This is a genomic window from Rossellomorea arthrocnemi (assembly GCF_904424705.1).
GTDB lineage: Bacteria > Bacillota > Bacilli > Bacillales > Bacillaceae_B > Rossellomorea > Rossellomorea arthrocnemi.
In genome coordinates this window covers 33,874-49,273 of the sequence record NZ_CAJGBF010000007.1, presented here as the reverse complement: position 1 = coordinate 49,273, position 15,400 = coordinate 33,874, and the positions used below count along the sequence as shown (strand labels likewise).

Below are 15,400 nucleotides of genomic sequence, written 5' to 3'. Positions count from 1 at the left end.
CCTCCTTGTCTAATAGCGAGCTACGTTTTCCACTGCAGCCAGTACTCGTTTACTGTCAGGTAAATAAAAATCTTCAAATCCGAAATACGGGACAGGGGTATCGAATCCTGTTACCCGTTCTGTAGGTGCTTTTTGGTATAAAAAAGATTTATCATTGATAATCGCCAGTACATCATTTCCAACGCCGCCCGTGGCATGGGCTTCATGAACAATGACGGTTCTCCCGGTCTTCTGTACCGAGCTTGAAATCAAATCTTTATCAAGGGGGTAGAGAGTTCTTAAATCGAGTACCTCGCAGGAAATCCCTTTCTTGTGTGCTTCCTTCGCTGCATCTTCGGCGACCTTCACCATCGCTCCCCATGAGATAATTGTGACATCCTCCCCCTCTGTGACTACCTTCCCTTTCCCGATTTCCACTGTGAACTTTTCTTCCGGCACTTCTTCTTTGGAAGAGCGATAACATCTCATGGGCTCAAGGAATAGAACGGGATCGGGATCCTCAATGGCCGCTATCAATAGCCCTTTTGCGTCATACGGTGTGGAGGGACACACCACCTTGATTCCCGGCATGTGAGTGAAAAGTGCTTCGGTACTATCGGAGTGAATCTCAGGCGCCCGGACCCCCGCCCCATAAGGAGCCCTTATCACCAACGGGCAGGTGAAATGTCCAAGGGTACGGGCTCTGATTCTGGATGCATGAGTCATGATTTGCTCATAGGCAGGATAGATGAATCCTAAAAACTGGACCTCCGCTACCGGGCGAAATCCGTTCAATCCCATCCCGATGGCCGCCCCGATAAAACCTGCTTCACTTAATGGTGTATCCAGAACCCGGACTTCACCGAATTCTTGTTGCAGACCATCAGTCGCACGGAATACTCCACCATTCATCCCGATATCCTCACCCATTAACAGGACATCTTCATTTTCCTGCAGCATTACTCTCATGGCATCCGTTATGGCCTGAACCATCGTAAGTGTCTTCATTTTCGTTAAGGTGCTCATTCTATTCACCTCTCAATCGCTCAAGGAGCTTTTCTTTTTGTTCCTGAATCGTCCATGTTGGAGTGGCAAACACATAATCAAAGATTATACTCGGGTCTGCTGCCGGATAGGCTTCCAGCTCCTCGACGGCGAGGTTCACTTCCTTCACACATTCCTTTTGAACAGAAGCGATCCACTCTTCATCCAGCCAGCCTCTTTGTTTCATGAATGCCGTTAAGCGGTCGACAGGATCGTTATCCTTACGTCTGGACTCACTTTCCTGTTGGTCACGATACTTTGTTGGATCATCTGCTGTTGTATGGGCACCGTATCTCCAGGTCACCGACTCGATCAAAGTAGGTCCGTCCCCGTTTCTTGCTCTCTCCAATGCTTTCAACGTTTCAAAATAAACAGCAAAAATATCATTGCCGTCGATGCGCACGCTTGGGATGTCATAGGCCAACGCTTTTTGGGCAATGGTTTTTGTTTTCATTTGTTTGTGCAAAGGAACAGAAATCGCAAACTGGTTATTTTGATTAAAGAAAACAACCGGCGCATCCCAAACACTCGCCAGATTCAGTCCTTCGTGAAAGTCTCCTTCAGAAGTGGCTCCATCACCAAAATACACAATGGCTGCATTTCGTGTCCCCTTTCTTTTCTCTGCATAAGCTGCCCCCACCGCGTGTGGAAGCTGGGTCGCGATCGGAATACCCGGAGTGAAAATATTCTTTCCTTGAGGGGGCACACAACCTTCATTTCGCCCTTTCCAGAAAAGAAGTATGTGAAGCAGGGAATGTCCGAATGTCATGGTGGCGCCATGATCCCGATAGGATGGAAATAACCAGTCTTTATCCTGGAGGGCAAGTGCGCTCCCCACCTGGGAAGCCTCTTGCCCTTCATACGGTGCATACGTTCCGATTCGCCCCTGACGCTGTAAACTTACCGCTTTGCGATCAAAAGTACGAATCCTGATTAAATGTCGATAAAAAGTCCGAGCTAAACCTTCCGAAATATCCTTTTCAAACTCGCCTTGAACCAGTTGTCCTTGTTCGTCCATCACCTGGACCAATTGAAATTCCTCGATCATTCCATCACCTCATGTGGTGCTTTATTGTTAAAAATTGGAGTTATTCCTATTTTTATAAAATAATATCAGGATTTACGTTCTCACCGACCACTTCGGACGTTTAGCATGAGAGAAAAAGCTGTTCCTTCTTGTTCTTGAATGGATTCGGTCCTCACAGAAACGGTTGGCTGCTTCCACCGTGGTCATGTGCTGGTTTTCTGATTGCAGATAAATATTCTGAAGACTATTGTAAATTGCACTTGTCTTTTGAAGGACACGTTCCTTATTCGGCTCGTATAATTCGTCTGCTACCTGGATCAGTCCCCCTGCATTAACGATGTAATCAGGGGCATACAGGATCCCTTTTTCGTGAAGCTTCATTCCATGGGACAGGTCTAATAATTGGTTATTGGCAGAGCCTACGACCGCTTTTACTTTCAGCTGATCTACCGTGTGATCGTTAATGATGCCTCCGATGGCACAAGGAATAAATACATCTGCATCCACAGAGTAAATCTCTTCTCCCGATACGACCTTGATACCGGCTCCCATGTTTTTCGCTTTCGCAACCAATAGATCGATGGATTTCTGACTAATATCCGTTACATACAGATCTGCTCCCTCTTCCAACAGTCGCTCAGCTACTTTATACCCAACTTTCCCAAGCCCTTGAATGGCATAGCTTTTTCCATGTAGATCTTTTGAGCCCCACACATTTTGGTTTGTCGCCTGCAAGCCATAAATGACACCAAGGGCAGTCGGGATGGATGAATCACCGCTCCCTCCGTACTCTTCATTGACGCCGACGATACAATTCGTTTCTTTCAAGGCGTATACGAAATCTTCGGGCGTAGTACCCATGTCTGTCCCTGTATAGAAACGTCCGTTAAGGGATTCAACGAATTGACCGAATGCGCGGAACAGCTCCGGATGCCTATCTTTTTCCGGATCCCCGATTATGACCGCCTTCCCTCCACCGAAGTCCACATCGGCTGCGGCGCATTTATAGGTCATACCTTTGGATAAACGCAGAACATCCTCAAGCGCTTCATCTACTGATGCATACGGCCTCATCCGACATCCGCCAAGTGCTGGTCCAAGAGTAGTGTTATGTATGGCGATGATCGCTTTGAGCCCTGTTTCTTCATCGTTGCAAAAAACAACCTGCTCATGGTTTTGAATTCTTTGGAACATATCCATTTCATTTCCCCCTACAAGCCCTCTGTTTGTAACCGCTTTCAATTCAGTCGATATATTAGACACTCCGTTTCCTCCTTTTACAATGTGTTATTAAAGTGGATCTAGCTCTCTTTCATTCTCTCTTTGATTTTCTCTTTAGGGAGCACCACTTGTTTTACTTCACCTTTTCCAATGAGCCTGCCACTCTCTTTATCTCTGACAGTTACTTCGGTGAGGATGATGTTCCGTTCATATTTTATGACGTTCGCTCTAATTTCAAGACAGGAACCGGTTTTCGCCGGAGCGTTATGCTCGACGGTTACCTTTGCCCCCATCCCTTCTTCATGATCTTCCAAATAGGGTAGAATGATTTTCCTTGATGCCCATTCCATGTGATACACCATTGAAACCGTCGAATACACGGGGTGAACCACGCTTCCTTCAAATTGGGCATACATGCTGGGGATTACTTCAGTCGTTACGACGGCGGTATGTCCCACTGCTAATCCAGACTTCATTGCTTTCCCCCTTTAAACCAACGAATCATATATTTTTATATAACGTTAATTCAACGATATAATAACATTTTGTTTTATAAATAGTCAATAAATTGTTAAAATATTTAAAATATTATATTAATATAAGTTATGCAGAGGGACGGACATACCCCAAAAGCGGAGGCGGCTTGAACAGCCCCGACAAGCATAAGATGAATGAGCCACGAAGGCGTTCTTTGCCTTCTTGGATCATTTAGCTTATGACCTCGAGGGGCTAGCCGCCGGAGCTGGATGAACAAAAGCGCAGGCGGCTCGACCAGCCCCGACAACCATAAAATGACCCCCTCCTCCAAAATAAAAAGCAACGGGAACAATATCCCGTTGCTTTTTACAGAAGGTTGTCTATTCTTTTTCTCTCCTATGAAAGAAGTGCCCGGTCGCTTGCCAGCTTACTTCCTCGGATCCGCTGGAATTCGTGGAGCAGTCCTTCGACAGTAAGGTGCTTCTTCTCCTCTTCGTTCACTTCCAAAATGATCTGGCCTTTATCCATCATGATCAAGCGGTTCCCGAGATCCAGGGCCTGCTGCATATTATGGGTGACCATCAAAGTGGTAAGGTTATACTTTTTTACAATCTCTTTCGTCAGGTTCGTAATCAGATCCGCTCTGGCCGGATCCAGTGCAGCCGTATGTTCATCCAGCAGGAGGATCGACGGTTCGGTGAAGGTGGCCATCAATAAAGAAAGCGCCTGTCGCTCCCCTCCAGATAGTAATCCGACCTTCGCATTCAACCGATTCTCAAGCCCAAGGTGAAGTGTTTCCAGTACTTCCTTAAAAAACACTTTCCTTTTTTTGGTCACACCCATTTTAAAGGTACGTGTTCGATTTCTGGAATACGCCATAGCCAGGTTCTCTTCAATAGTCATGGATGGAGCAGTTCCTGCCATGGGATCCTGAAACACACGACCGATCAGTTTTGACCGTTTATACTCAGAAACCTTCGATACCTCGTGATCGTCAATCAACACGTTTCCGATATCAGGAAGCAGCACCCCTGAGACGATATTCATCAATGTCGATTTTCCTGCACCGTTACTTCCGATGACCGTGACGAAATCCCCTGGTCTCAGAGAGAGTTGAATATCGTCAAGGGCGATTTTTTCATCCGGTGTCCCTTCATTGAATACCTTATGAATTCGATTTAATTGTAACACGGCCATCACCCTTCCTCTCTGAAATCGACGCTTGGTTTATCCGTTCCGCCATTCTCTGCGCCTTCCGTTTCTTATCTTTGTAACGATCCATCACCTTTGGCATAACAAGAGCAAGAATAACGATGGTCGCCGTGATCAGCTTCATATCACCTGTTTCAAGGAAATCGACACGAAGTGCCATAGAAACGACCAATCGGTAGATAATTGCCCCGCCTATAACGGCTAAGGTCGTACGTGCGATCGACTTGGTTCCGAATAATGCCTCACCGATGATAACCGAAGCAAGTCCAATGATGATCATCCCAATTCCCATTCCCACATCGGCAAATCGGCTGTACTGGGCGATCAAGGCACCGGATAAGGCCACCATCCCATTTGAAATCCCTAAACCTAAAATGATCATCAGATTGGTATTGGCAGAGAAGCTGCGGATCATCCGCTGATTATCCCCCGTCGCCCTTAAAGCCAACCCGACTTCCGTTTTCAAAAATCCGTCTGTCAAAAATTTGATCACAAGCGTAATGATCGTCATGATGAATAGAATGCTCCACGTTCCCGGAACAGGTTCCCCCAGTCCGACGGCCATCCACACTTTATTTAGGACGGCATCGATTCCCAGTGGTGACCAGAAACCTTCAATTCCTGTAAACGCAGTATCCTGACTGAGAAGGGGTACATTCGATCTCCCCATGATCCGGAGATTGATGGAATATAGTGCGATCATCATTAAAATTCCCGACAATAAGGCATTGATTTTACCAAACGTATGAAGTAATCCAGTTATACATCCTGCTACAAATCCGATCACTATCGCCGTAATCGTTGCAATAACGGGGTTTACGCCACTGACAATCATGGTTGCAGCGACAGCGGCTCCGGTAACGAAGCTGCCATCGACTGTTAAATCAGGAAAATCCAATATCCGAAAGGACAGGTAGACTCCGAGGGCCATAATAGCGTAAATGATTCCAGATTCAAAGGATGCGAATATAGCTGTTGGCACGAATCATCATCCCTTCCTATTTTTCTTCTATAAACTTCCCAAGATCTGACCAGGCTTCCTGTACTTCCACACCTTGTTCTTCAGCTGCTGCTTTATTGAACATCAACTCGAAGTTTTCAGGAGCCTGTACAGGGATTTCAGAAGGTTTTTTCTCACCTTTCAAAATCTTCACTGCCATTAACCCAGTTTGGTAACCAAGATCTTCATAATTGAATCCACTCGCTGCGATTGCCCCTTTTTTCAATGAATCGAGTTCCCCTACAAACAGAGGAATATCTTTTTCATTTGCTACAGTGATGACTGATTCCAACGCTGAAACCACTGTATTATCTTTCGGGATGTAAATGGCATCCACTCTTCCTACCAGGGATTCAGTTGCCTGTTTCACATCAGCGGACGTTGAAACCGTAGCCTCTACCACTTCCACACCTTTTTCCTCGGCAAGCTTATTCACTTCAGCTACCTGAACGACAGCATTTTGTTCGCCGGAATTATACACAATCCCAATCTTCTTGGCTTTCATTTCATCCGTTATAAACTGGATGGTCTTTGAGATCGCTTCAGGATGAGTATCGGTCGTGCCCGTAATATTCTCACCAGGCTCGTCAAAAGATTTCACCAATTCAGCACCAACAGGATCCGTAACAGAAGTAAAAACGATCGGAATATCTCTTGTTGCATTCAGAGCGTGCTGTGCACTTGGGGTTGAGTTAGCAAAGATCAGGTCGACACCATCTCCAACAAAGTTCTTCGCAGCACTTTGTGAATTACTTTGATCTCCTTGGGCGATTTGAACATCATATTTGACATTTTCGCCTTCTTTGAAACCGTTTTCACCCAAAGCTTTCTTAAAACCTTCAAACGCCGCATCCAAAGATGGATGTTCCACAATCTGGGTTACCCCGATCACATACTGCTTCTCACCATCTCCATCTCCGGAACTCTTATCACTACCACATCCTGATAGAACCAGCATTCCAAATAGCATAGAAATGACAATAAGTAATAAACTCTTCTTCTTCACAGAAATCCCCCTTTTTCTCTTCCTGATATATGATGAGTAGTCTACAAGACTAGCAAATCCAGATATGATAAAAATACCACTCAACGTAAATACAACGTTATATTATCACTCCTGTCACAAAATAGTCAATAATATTCCGAAAATTTAAAAATTAATACTAGTATAGTCGGTCTTGAGGGGAATATCTAGAGTGAATTGAGGAAAATTTTTCGGGAAGAGTGGAGGTTGAATGGGGAGTCATGGCTTTGGGCTTACTTTGTCTAGTATTTGTGGAATCGCCAATTCATTGAGATTGTAGTAGTTTTTATGAGACGACCAACCTCGCGTGGCCTCATTTTCAGTTACAGCTTATTCAATCGTTTTTTGCTATAGTTTTCTGACTTGATAGTGGAAGATAGTTAAACCTGTTCCACTAAAAAAGCGCTCTCCCTACAAGGATCAGCGCTTCAATTAAAATTAAAATTGCATTCCTTTACTGGAGAGCTCTCTAAAAATCTCTTGTGCATCCCCTATCATTCTCTCCAGTAGCTCTGCTACCGTCGGAATATCGGATACAAGCCCAGACACCTGCCCGCCGTTTATAAAGCCCTGATCCAGCTTCCCTTCAAGTGCTCCGATACGATGATAATCCTCGGAAGTCATCCGACTGAACTCATCAAGGTCCACCCCTTCCTGCTCTGTTTGAAGCAGTCCTGCTGCATATGGGGTCTTCATCACCCGTCTGACCCTGCCGACAGAACGGCCTACGATGACTGTACCATCGTCCTTAGCATCTACCAGAGTAGATTTATAGTTTTCATGAAAAGGAGCTTCTTTTGTCGCGATGAACCGTGTTCCCATCTGTACCCCGCAGGCGCCAAGGGCAAGCATGGAAGCAAGCCCGCGACCATCACCGATGCCCCCTGCTGCCGCCACGGGAATCTTCACCGTATCGACGAGCTGAGGGATGAGAGCCAGGGTGGTCGTTTCAAGATTGGAATTGATGCCGGCAGCTTCATATCCTTCCGCCACAATCACGTCCGCTCCTGCTTCTTCCGCTTTTTTTCCCTGTTTTTTTGAAGCGACGACGCAAATCACCTTAACGTTGTGTTCGTGGAAATAAGGAATGAGGGGAGCCGGGTTTCCTGCAGATAAGGAAACGACCGGTACCCCGTGTTTTACGACGAGCCTGATCATATCCTGCAGGTGAGGAGTGATGGAAATCGGGATGTTCAGAGCGAAAGGTTTGGTGGTTCTCTTTTTCGTATCTAAAATGATCCCCTCTACTTCCTCCACACCCATAGTACCGACACCGATTGTCCCTAATGCGCCGGCCTCGGAGATAGCCGCCGTCAGCGGAGCATTACTGATATTTCCCATGCCGCCTTGAATGATGGGATATTTTATATGTAAGACGTTCGTTAGGTTATTCATTATAATCCTCCTTCGTTAATTTTATGTTATACTTTTTGGAATTGTTCGACAAGTGTCACCCTCGGATTCTAGAGGTCCGTCCCTCAAAAAAAACACCTGCCGAATGGAACCGACAGGTGGACTTGTTCAATCCAGCAATAATGGATGGGTCATCACATTATAGCTCAGGTCTTTGTTTTTCAGTTCATTGCCGTCTTCAAATACACTTTCGAAGAAGCGGGATGCCGGTTCTGCGAGTTCTTTGTAGTATTCTCCGAACAGAGTGGCAGCGTGTGCTCCAAGCCATTTCTCTGGAAGAAGTTCTTCCGGCAGGCCTGGATCGACGAAGAGGAATTTCCGGTATTCGTGGACAAGCTTCGTTCTTTCAACGAAACATTCAGCATCTGTCATTTGCCCTTTACCGATTTTACTCTTATCAATCATATACTGCTGACTGTAGCGGGAGATGAATTCCTGGTAACGGTCATTGATATCGTTCAGGTCCCAGCTCTTTTCAATCAATCGCTGATTTTCATTGGGGCCTTCGTACTCGGCGATAAAGAAATCGACGTATTGTTTGATATCATATTTCCCTATCAGGGACTGCACTTGTTTCTCAAGGTTGTTAGGAGAAATCCACGTGCTTGTTGATAGAGTGCCAAATCCGCTCCAAACCAATTCCTTTCTCAGCTCATCCCGGATACTCCTGATTTCCTCAGGAATCGAATACATAAGGATTCTCCATTTTCCGTCCCATTGCTCAGGCTTCAGCTTAAATATCCTGTTTGCCGCCTCTTCCATGCGGGCCACTCCACGTTCTGTGAGAGAGTAGTAGCTTTTGTTTCCCTGTTTCTCCGCCTTGACCCACCCCTGCTTATTCATCCTTGAAATCGCGGCTCGGACGGCTTGATCGTTATGACCAAATTCATTGAGGAGACGGATCAAACTGCCAATCCATATTTTATTTCCATAATGCCGGATATAGTCCCCGTATAGTGTAAAGATCATTGACCTTGTATTCATTGCTGCCTCTCCTTTTGTTATATCTCATTCTTTCATGACGTTAATTTTACGTTTAGTTAATATAATATCACAAACCTCCAGGGGAGATAAATGAATCTTCTTGAATGAAGGTATACAAACAAAAAAATCAGGCTCTCCCTTAAAGCCTGACCTTCAATGATACACCCTCAGCATCTCCAACATCTTCACAAAATCATATGTGTTCACAATTTTCTCCTGGGACCAGTTCTCATCGATCCAGTTCACAAGCTCTTCCTGGCTGTTGAACACTTCTCCGCTTGTGTCGGCTTTCCGTATCATGAACCTTCCGTTATCCTCGTCTGCAACTACAAGACATGGGATTTCACTCTCCACTGTCAAGATTTCAAATTCCATCTGAATCACCTCACATCTATCTTTTCTATAAAAGAAATGTCTTAATCACAAAAAGCCCTGCATAAACAGGGCACTTACGATTCTATGTTTTCCACTAAGGTCGCGATACCCTGCCCCACTCCAATGCACATGGTAGACAGGCCGTATCGGACCTTCCTTTTCTTCATTTCATATAGAAGAGTGGTAAGGATGCGTGCTCCACTTGCCCCGAGTGGATGACCAAAGGCAATGGCTCCTCCATTGACGTTGACGATTTCTTCATTCAGTCCAAGTTCACGGATACAGGCGATGGACTGGGCTGCGAAGGCTTCGTTCAACTCGACTAAACCAATCTCGTCAAGGGCAAGACCTGAACGTTTCAGGACCTTCTGTGTAGCATAGACCGGTCCCAGTCCCATGACAGAAGGCTCAAGGCCAGATGTTGCTGAAGTCACGTAGCGGGCAAGTGGCGTTACGCCTAATTCATCCGCTTTTTCCCTGCTCATTAATAAAAGGGCCGAAGCACCATCATTTATGCCGGAAGCATTCCCTGCCGTAACGGTTCCTCCTTGAAACAGCGGCTTTAGCTTTTGCAGCTTCTCACTATTCGTTTCGGGTCTTGGGTGTTCATCCTTCAAAAAGGTAGAGACATTCCCTTTGCGATCCTGTAATTCAACTGGTACGACCTCTTCGTTAAAACGTTCTTCGTCCATGGCACGTTTCGCTTTCATTTGACTCCAATACGCAAAATGATCCTGTTCTTCACGGGAAATGCCAAACTGCTTCGCTACGTTTTCAGCTGTTTCCGGCATAGAATCGGTCCCGTATTTTTCTTTCAGCCGGGAATTGACGAAGCGCCATCCGATTGTCGTATCGAACATTTCCATATTGCCTCTTGGAAAATCCTTCGAAGGTTTCGCCATGACGTACGGAGCACGAGTCATGCTTTCTGTTCCCCCTGCAATGAAGACTTCCCCTTCATTCGCAAGGATGGCTCTTGCTGCATAGTTCACAGCATCCAGTCCTGATCCGCATAGACGGTTGATGGTAGTCGCTCCGACTTCGACAGGGAGGCCCGAGAGCAGAGTCGACATCCGTGCGACATTCCGATTATCCTCTCCGGCACCGTTGGCATTTCCAAGTACCACTTCTTCAATCGCATCCACGGGCACCGTTGGATTCCGTTTCACAAGAGCTCTAATGACGTGAGCTCCTAAGTCATCAGGACGGACCTCTTTTAAGGAGCCTTTGTATTTTCCAATCGGGGTCCGGACGGCATCGACAATGACAACCTCTCTCATGATTGATGCTCCTTTTCCTTCGTTTCGGTATAATCATAAACCCCTTTACCTGTTTTCCTCCCGAGGCGGCCAGCCTTCACGTATTTCTCTAACAGGGGTGCAGGTCGATACTTTTCCCCAAGCTTTTCATGAAGGTACTTAAGATTGTTTAATCGTGTATCCAACCCGACTAAATCACCAAGCTCAAACGGCCCCATCGGATAATTAAGGCCGAGCTTGATCGCCTTATCGATTTCCTCCGGAGATCCGAGTCCTTCCTGCAGCATATAGAACGCTTCATTTCCGACAAGTGCCGAGATTCTGCTTGTGACAAATCCGGGGAACTCATTGATCACCACCGTTTCTTTCCCCATCAGGCGGGCGACCTGCTGGATGACCTCTGCTGTTTCATCACTTGTTTCCAATCCCCTGATGATTTCAATGAGTGGCATTTTATGTACAGGGTTGAAAAAGTGCATGGCGATTACTTTGTCTGGCCGTTTCGTAAAGGAGCCGATCTCAGTCGGACTCATAGTGGAGGTATTGGTCGCCAGATAGCAATATTCGGGGGCATGGGCATCCAGCACTTCGAACACACCACGCTTGATGTCTGTCTTTTCCGGAACGGCTTCGATCACGACGTCGGCATCCCTGACGGCAATGGATAAATTCGTTGAAAAGCTCATCAACTCTTTTGTTTCCACGTACTCCTGCTGAGTGAGCTTGTTTCTCTCAATCCCTTTTTGAAAAATGACCCCAATCTCATTTCTCGCATGATCTAACTGCTCTTGATTAATATCAACCAGTGTGGTCCTGAATCCTCCTGTTGCACTTACATAGGCAATCCCTCTACCCATTACACCGGAACCTACTACCACGATATGCTGTGTCATACTTCATTTCCCCTTTCTTGCAATAAGGGGTTGACCCTGATAGGACAACCCCTGCTGATGCTTCTTTCTTATACGCCAAATGGATTTAACGGACGGTTTCCAAAGTACGAAATGATACTCTTCGTTTCTGTGTAAAGATCGAGTGTTTCTACACAAAGCTCGCGGCCGAATCCCGACTGCTTGTAGCCTCCAAATGGAGTACCCGGGAATGCGGAGAACGGGCAGTTCACCATGACGATTCCTGCCTGGATCGCTTTTGATACTCTTGTAGCACGACCATGATTTTGCGTCCATACGGCTGAACCCAGTCCATATTCGCTATCGTTTGCCATTTTGATGGCTTCTTTTTCATCCTTGAACTTCATCACGACCACAACAGGTCCGAAGATCTCTTCTTTGACAACCTTCATGTCGTGATTCACATCGGTGATGATCGTCGGCTCATACCAGTAGCCATTCTCAAAGCCTTCTACCTTGGCCGTGCTACCCCCGGCTAAGATCGTGGCTCCCTCATCTTTGGCAGACTGAACATACCCATCGATTGTATCAAGCTGATCCTGGTTGATGATCGCTCCGATATGAGTGCCTTTATCATGAGGGTCGGCAAGCTTAAGCTTCTTCGTCTTTTCAACGAATTTCTCCATGAACTCATCGTAGATGTCTTCATGTACATATAACCTGGAGCGCGCTTCACAGGATTGTCCTGTATTATAGAAGATTCCGAATAGGGAACCGTCAACGGCTGCATCCAAATCAGCATCATCAAATACGATGTTAGGGGATTTTCCGCCTAATTCAAGAGTGACCCTCTTTAACGTTTGGGATGCTTTTCCCATGATGTTTTTACCGATCGGAGTTGAACCTGTGAAGGCTACTTTATCAACCTTTTCATGTTCCACTAAGCAATTACCCACAGAAGATCCAGCTCCCGGGATGATGTTAACAACCCCTTCAGGTACTCCTGCTTCAATGCAGATTTCCCCAAGAACGATGGCCGTAAGTGGTGTAAGAGTTGCCGGTTTCACTACAACCGAGCAGCCTGCGGCGATGGCAGGAGCGATTTTCCATGCTGCCATCATCAAAGGATAGTTCCAAGGGATGATCTGAGCACAGACACCGACCGGCTCTTTTTCAGCAACATTCGTGAATTGTCCTGGAACGTTATTGACCGTTCCACGATGACCCACGATGGCTCCTGCATAAAATTCAAAGTCTTCGATCGCCTGCATCACTTGGCCTTGTGCCGCGGATAGCGATTTGCCACTGTCCATGATTTCAAGGGAAACAAGTTCATTGAAACGGGATCTCATAATGCCTGCAATTTTATTGAGCACTCGTGAGCGCTTGTTGATCGGGAACTTCTTCCATTTACCGTAATCAAATGCGTTTCTTGCTGCCTCTACCGCTTTTTCCGCATCTTCTACCGACGCCAGTGACACGGTGGCGATGGCTTCGCCAGTTGCCGGATTGTAAGTCGTAAAGGTTTCACCAGAACCACTCTCCATACGTTGACCGTTAATCACCAATGAGTAATGTTCTCTTTTCATTTCAAGGACTTCAAAGCTTTGCTCTTTTACTGTAGACATCATTCCATCTCCTTTAGGTTGGTTTATTTTCCGTGAAAGGCTGGTTTTCTTTTCTCCAAGAAGGCTGTCACACCTTCACGATGATCTTCTGTAAGTCCCGCTATCCGTTGGGCACAGGCTTCTTTTTCCAGGTATTCGGTAAAGGAAAGATCTCCGCTTCCCTTTAATAAACGCTTCATCATGCCGATTGCCTTTGTCGGCATAGAGGCAATTCTTTCGGCAAAGGCAGAGGTTCCATCCTGCCACTCATCAATTGAGATGATTTTGGTGACAAGACCCAGTTTTTCTGCATCGACCGCCTTTATTTTCTCGCCAAAAACGGCCAACTCAAGCGCTTTGGCATATCCAATAATCTTAGATAAGTAATACAAATTCCCTGAATCCGGGACCAATCCTACATGGACAAATGCTTGCACAAAGCTCGCTTTCTCAGACACAAGCCTGAAATCACAAGCGAGGGCCAAACTGAAGCCTGCTCCTGCAGCCACTCCATTGACGGCTGCGATGACCGGTTTTTGACACTGCTCGATTTCTTTCACCATCGGACCATAATGATGGCGCAGCACTTCACCGTGATCCATGGATTCATCCACTTCACTCAAATCTTGCCCTGAGCAAAACGCCCTTCCTTCTCCCGTGATGACAATGGCTCTCACGTCTTCATTTCGCGAAGAGTCCTTCACAGCCTTTTGGATTTCCAGATTGAGTTGTCGGATGAAAGCGTTCAGCTTATCAGGACGGTTCAAGGTAATCCAGGCTACGTTATTTTTCACTTCATATTTAATCGTTTCGAACATGATGCAGCCTCCTTATTTCCCTTTGAAATCCGGTTTCCGTTTTTCCACAAAAGCCTTCATGCCTTCTTTCTGATCTTCAGAGGCGAAAAGCAGATAGAAGTTCTTGCGCTCATACTGCATTCCTTCATAAATCGGGGAATCGACGGCTTTATGTACCGACTCCTTTATCAAGCGAAGGGAAAGTGGAGGCTTAGCAGCCAGTTTCCTGGAAAACTTCTCTGTTTCTTCCACCAATAATTCTTTCGGAATCGTCCGGTTTATGACTCCCCATTCGAGTGCTTGGGTGGCTGTAAACATGTCTCCCGATAACAACCATTCCATTGCTCTTGATTTCCCTATCAGTTTTGTCAGCCGCTGTGTCCCGCCTGCCCCGGGCATGACCCCAAGATTCACTTCAGGAAAGCCTAAGCTCGCATCCTCGGAAGCGAATAACAGGTCACAGCAAAGGGCAAGCTCGAACCCTCCACCTAGTGCAAATCCCTGGACCGCACCGATAATCGGCTTTTTGATCCATGCCAGGCGGTCCCATTCGGTGAACTGATTCAAGAGCTCCAGGTCAATGGCGCCGTCATCTGCCATTTCATCGATGTCTGCTCCTGCAGCAAACGCTCTGCCCCTTCCTGACAACACTATCACTTTTACATTGTCGTTCTTGTCAAATGCCTCGAAAGCATGAACCAACTCTGATACCATAGGACGATTGATGGCGTTAAGGACGTTCGGTCTGTTCAATTCTATGAAACCAAGTCCGTCCCTCTCGTCCACTACAATATATTCGTACTCTTTATTCATTCACTTCTTCGCCGATCATTAGGGTGACGAGTTCTGCGGCAAAGCCCATAAGGTCCTTCCCTGAAGCTTTTCCTTCATCGGATTTCATGGCTGCCTTCAATGCTTCATGATTGTCATAATACATTTCGCACATTAAATAATATTTGCCTTCCCCTCCCATGGGAGAACCGACGATCCGTGTAACATCCATCTTTTTAAGACCAGGGATCTTCGCCGTGATTGGACCGTGGGTATTGAAGTAGTGCTCATCGAATTTCTCTTTGTTTTCAGGGTGCTTATATAATGCAATCAGCTTTACCATAGTGGAATCTCTCCTT

At 46.2% G+C, this 15,400-nt stretch carries 16 protein-coding genes; all 16 read right to left on the bottom strand.

Going from position 1 to position 15,400, the window contains the following annotated elements:
• Positions 1-9: 9 nt before the first annotated feature.
• The 16 genes from BAA9072_RS11490 to BAA9072_RS11415 all read right to left on the bottom strand — a co-directional run bounded on the left by BAA9072_RS11490 (position 10) and on the right by BAA9072_RS11415 (position 15,384).
• The gene (locus BAA9072_RS11490; protein WP_330999287.1) at positions 10-1,005 is read right to left on the bottom strand and encodes an alpha-ketoacid dehydrogenase subunit beta; all 996 of its coding nucleotides are present in this window, start codon (positions 1,003-1,005) and stop codon (positions 10-12) included.
• Position 1,006: 1 nt separating this feature from the next.
• Positions 1,007-2,071: a pyruvate dehydrogenase (acetyl-transferring) E1 component subunit alpha gene (pdhA, locus tag BAA9072_RS11485; RefSeq protein ID WP_201714821.1), complete on the bottom strand. Its 1,065-nt coding sequence runs from the start codon at positions 2,069-2,071 to the stop codon at positions 1,007-1,009.
• 72 nt (positions 2,072-2,143) lie between these two features.
• The gene (locus BAA9072_RS11480) at positions 2,144-3,250 is read right to left on the bottom strand and encodes a Leu/Phe/Val dehydrogenase (RefSeq protein WP_201714945.1); all 1,107 of its coding nucleotides are present in this window, start codon (positions 3,248-3,250) and stop codon (positions 2,144-2,146) included.
• A gap of 101 nt (positions 3,251-3,351) precedes the next feature.
• Positions 3,352-3,747 carry a thioesterase family protein gene (locus BAA9072_RS11475; protein ID WP_201714820.1) on the bottom strand — a complete coding sequence of 132 codons (396 nt, stop codon included), beginning with the start codon at positions 3,745-3,747 and terminating at the stop codon, positions 3,352-3,354.
• Between the two features lie 397 nt (positions 3,748-4,144).
• The gene (locus BAA9072_RS11470; protein WP_201714944.1) at positions 4,145-4,939 is read right to left on the bottom strand and encodes an ABC transporter ATP-binding protein; all 795 of its coding nucleotides are present in this window, start codon (positions 4,937-4,939) and stop codon (positions 4,145-4,147) included.
• Complete coding sequence (locus BAA9072_RS11465) at positions 4,914-5,942, bottom strand: ABC transporter permease (protein WP_201714819.1); 1,029 nt, start codon at positions 5,940-5,942, stop codon at positions 4,914-4,916. The genes BAA9072_RS11470 and BAA9072_RS11465 overlap by 26 nt, the downstream gene beginning before the upstream one ends.
• Before the next feature lie 16 nt (positions 5,943-5,958).
• The gene (locus tag BAA9072_RS11460) at positions 5,959-6,930 is read right to left on the bottom strand and encodes an ABC transporter substrate-binding protein (RefSeq protein WP_201714943.1); all 972 of its coding nucleotides are present in this window, start codon (positions 6,928-6,930) and stop codon (positions 5,959-5,961) included.
• Between the two features lie 492 nt (positions 6,931-7,422).
• A complete protein-coding gene (locus BAA9072_RS11455; RefSeq protein ID WP_201714818.1) occupies positions 7,423-8,379 on the bottom strand; it encodes an NAD(P)H-dependent flavin oxidoreductase in 957 nt (318 codons plus the stop codon).
• A 126-nt stretch (positions 8,380-8,505) separates the two neighbouring features.
• Positions 8,506-9,381: a phenylacetic acid degradation operon negative regulatory protein PaaX gene (gene paaX, locus BAA9072_RS11450; RefSeq protein WP_201714817.1), complete on the bottom strand. Its 876-nt coding sequence runs from the start codon at positions 9,379-9,381 to the stop codon at positions 8,506-8,508.
• 153 nt (positions 9,382-9,534) lie between these two features.
• The gene (locus BAA9072_RS11445; RefSeq protein ID WP_201714816.1) at positions 9,535-9,756 is read right to left on the bottom strand and encodes a hypothetical protein; all 222 of its coding nucleotides are present in this window, start codon (positions 9,754-9,756) and stop codon (positions 9,535-9,537) included.
• A 74-nt stretch (positions 9,757-9,830) separates the two neighbouring features.
• Positions 9,831-11,036 (bottom strand): thiolase family protein, encoded by a 1,206-nt coding sequence (locus BAA9072_RS11440; protein WP_201714815.1) that lies wholly within the window; start codon positions 11,034-11,036, stop codon positions 9,831-9,833.
• A complete protein-coding gene (locus BAA9072_RS11435) occupies positions 11,033-11,908 on the bottom strand; it encodes a 3-hydroxyacyl-CoA dehydrogenase (protein ID WP_201714814.1) in 876 nt (291 codons plus the stop codon). Before BAA9072_RS11435 ends, BAA9072_RS11440 begins: the two co-directional genes overlap by 4 nt.
• 68 nt (positions 11,909-11,976) lie before the next feature.
• On the bottom strand, positions 11,977-13,494 hold the full coding sequence (locus tag BAA9072_RS11430) for an aldehyde dehydrogenase family protein (protein WP_201714942.1): 1,518 nt from the start codon (positions 13,492-13,494) through the stop codon (positions 11,977-11,979).
• Positions 13,495-13,517: 23 nt separating this feature from the next.
• Positions 13,518-14,291, bottom strand: a complete 774-nt coding sequence (locus BAA9072_RS11425; RefSeq protein ID WP_201714813.1) for an enoyl-CoA hydratase-related protein — start codon at positions 14,289-14,291, stop codon at positions 13,518-13,520.
• 12 nt (positions 14,292-14,303) lie between these two features.
• Complete coding sequence (locus BAA9072_RS11420; protein ID WP_201714812.1) at positions 14,304-15,083, bottom strand: enoyl-CoA hydratase/isomerase family protein; 780 nt, start codon at positions 15,081-15,083, stop codon at positions 14,304-14,306.
• A complete protein-coding gene (locus BAA9072_RS11415) occupies positions 15,076-15,384 on the bottom strand; it encodes an EthD family reductase (RefSeq protein ID WP_201714811.1) in 309 nt (102 codons plus the stop codon). The genes BAA9072_RS11420 and BAA9072_RS11415 overlap by 8 nt, the downstream gene beginning before the upstream one ends.
• Positions 15,385-15,400 lie beyond the last annotated feature (16 nt).

Excerpts from the sequence above, each read along its gene's own strand:
- BAA9072_RS11490 (WP_330999287.1), bottom strand. The coding sequence starts at position 1,005 with ATGAGCACCTTAACGAAAATGAAGACACTTACGATGGTTCAGGCCATA.
- pdhA (WP_201714821.1), bottom strand. The coding sequence starts at position 2,071 with ATGATCGAGGAATTTCAATTGGTCCAGGTGATGGACGAACAAGGACAA.
- BAA9072_RS11480 (WP_201714945.1), bottom strand. The coding sequence starts at position 3,250 with ATGGATATGTTCCAAAGAATTCAAAACCATGAGCAGGTTGTTTTTTGC.
- BAA9072_RS11475 (WP_201714820.1), bottom strand. The coding sequence starts at position 3,747 with ATGAAGTCTGGATTAGCAGTGGGACATACCGCCGTCGTAACGACTGAA.
- BAA9072_RS11460 (WP_201714943.1), bottom strand. The coding sequence starts at position 6,930 with ATGCTATTTGGAATGCTGGTTCTATCAGGATGTGGTAGTGATAAGAGT.
- BAA9072_RS11455 (WP_201714818.1), bottom strand. The coding sequence starts at position 8,379 with ATGAATAACCTAACGAACGTCTTACATATAAAATATCCCATCATTCAA.
- paaX (WP_201714817.1), bottom strand. The coding sequence starts at position 9,381 with ATGAATACAAGGTCAATGATCTTTACACTATACGGGGACTATATCCGG.
- BAA9072_RS11445 (WP_201714816.1), bottom strand. The coding sequence starts at position 9,756 with ATGGAATTTGAAATCTTGACAGTGGAGAGTGAAATCCCATGTCTTGTA.
- BAA9072_RS11440 (WP_201714815.1), bottom strand. The coding sequence starts at position 11,036 with ATGAGAGAGGTTGTCATTGTCGATGCCGTCCGGACCCCGATTGGAAAA.
- BAA9072_RS11435 (WP_201714814.1), bottom strand. The coding sequence starts at position 11,908 with ATGACACAGCATATCGTGGTAGTAGGTTCCGGTGTAATGGGTAGAGGG.
- BAA9072_RS11430 (WP_201714942.1), bottom strand. The coding sequence starts at position 13,494 with ATGTCTACAGTAAAAGAGCAAAGCTTTGAAGTCCTTGAAATGAAAAGA.
- BAA9072_RS11425 (WP_201714813.1), bottom strand. The coding sequence starts at position 14,291 with ATGTTCGAAACGATTAAATATGAAGTGAAAAATAACGTAGCCTGGATT.
- BAA9072_RS11420 (WP_201714812.1), bottom strand. The coding sequence starts at position 15,083 with ATGAATAAAGAGTACGAATATATTGTAGTGGACGAGAGGGACGGACTT.
- BAA9072_RS11415 (WP_201714811.1), bottom strand. The coding sequence starts at position 15,384 with ATGGTAAAGCTGATTGCATTATATAAGCACCCTGAAAACAAAGAGAAA.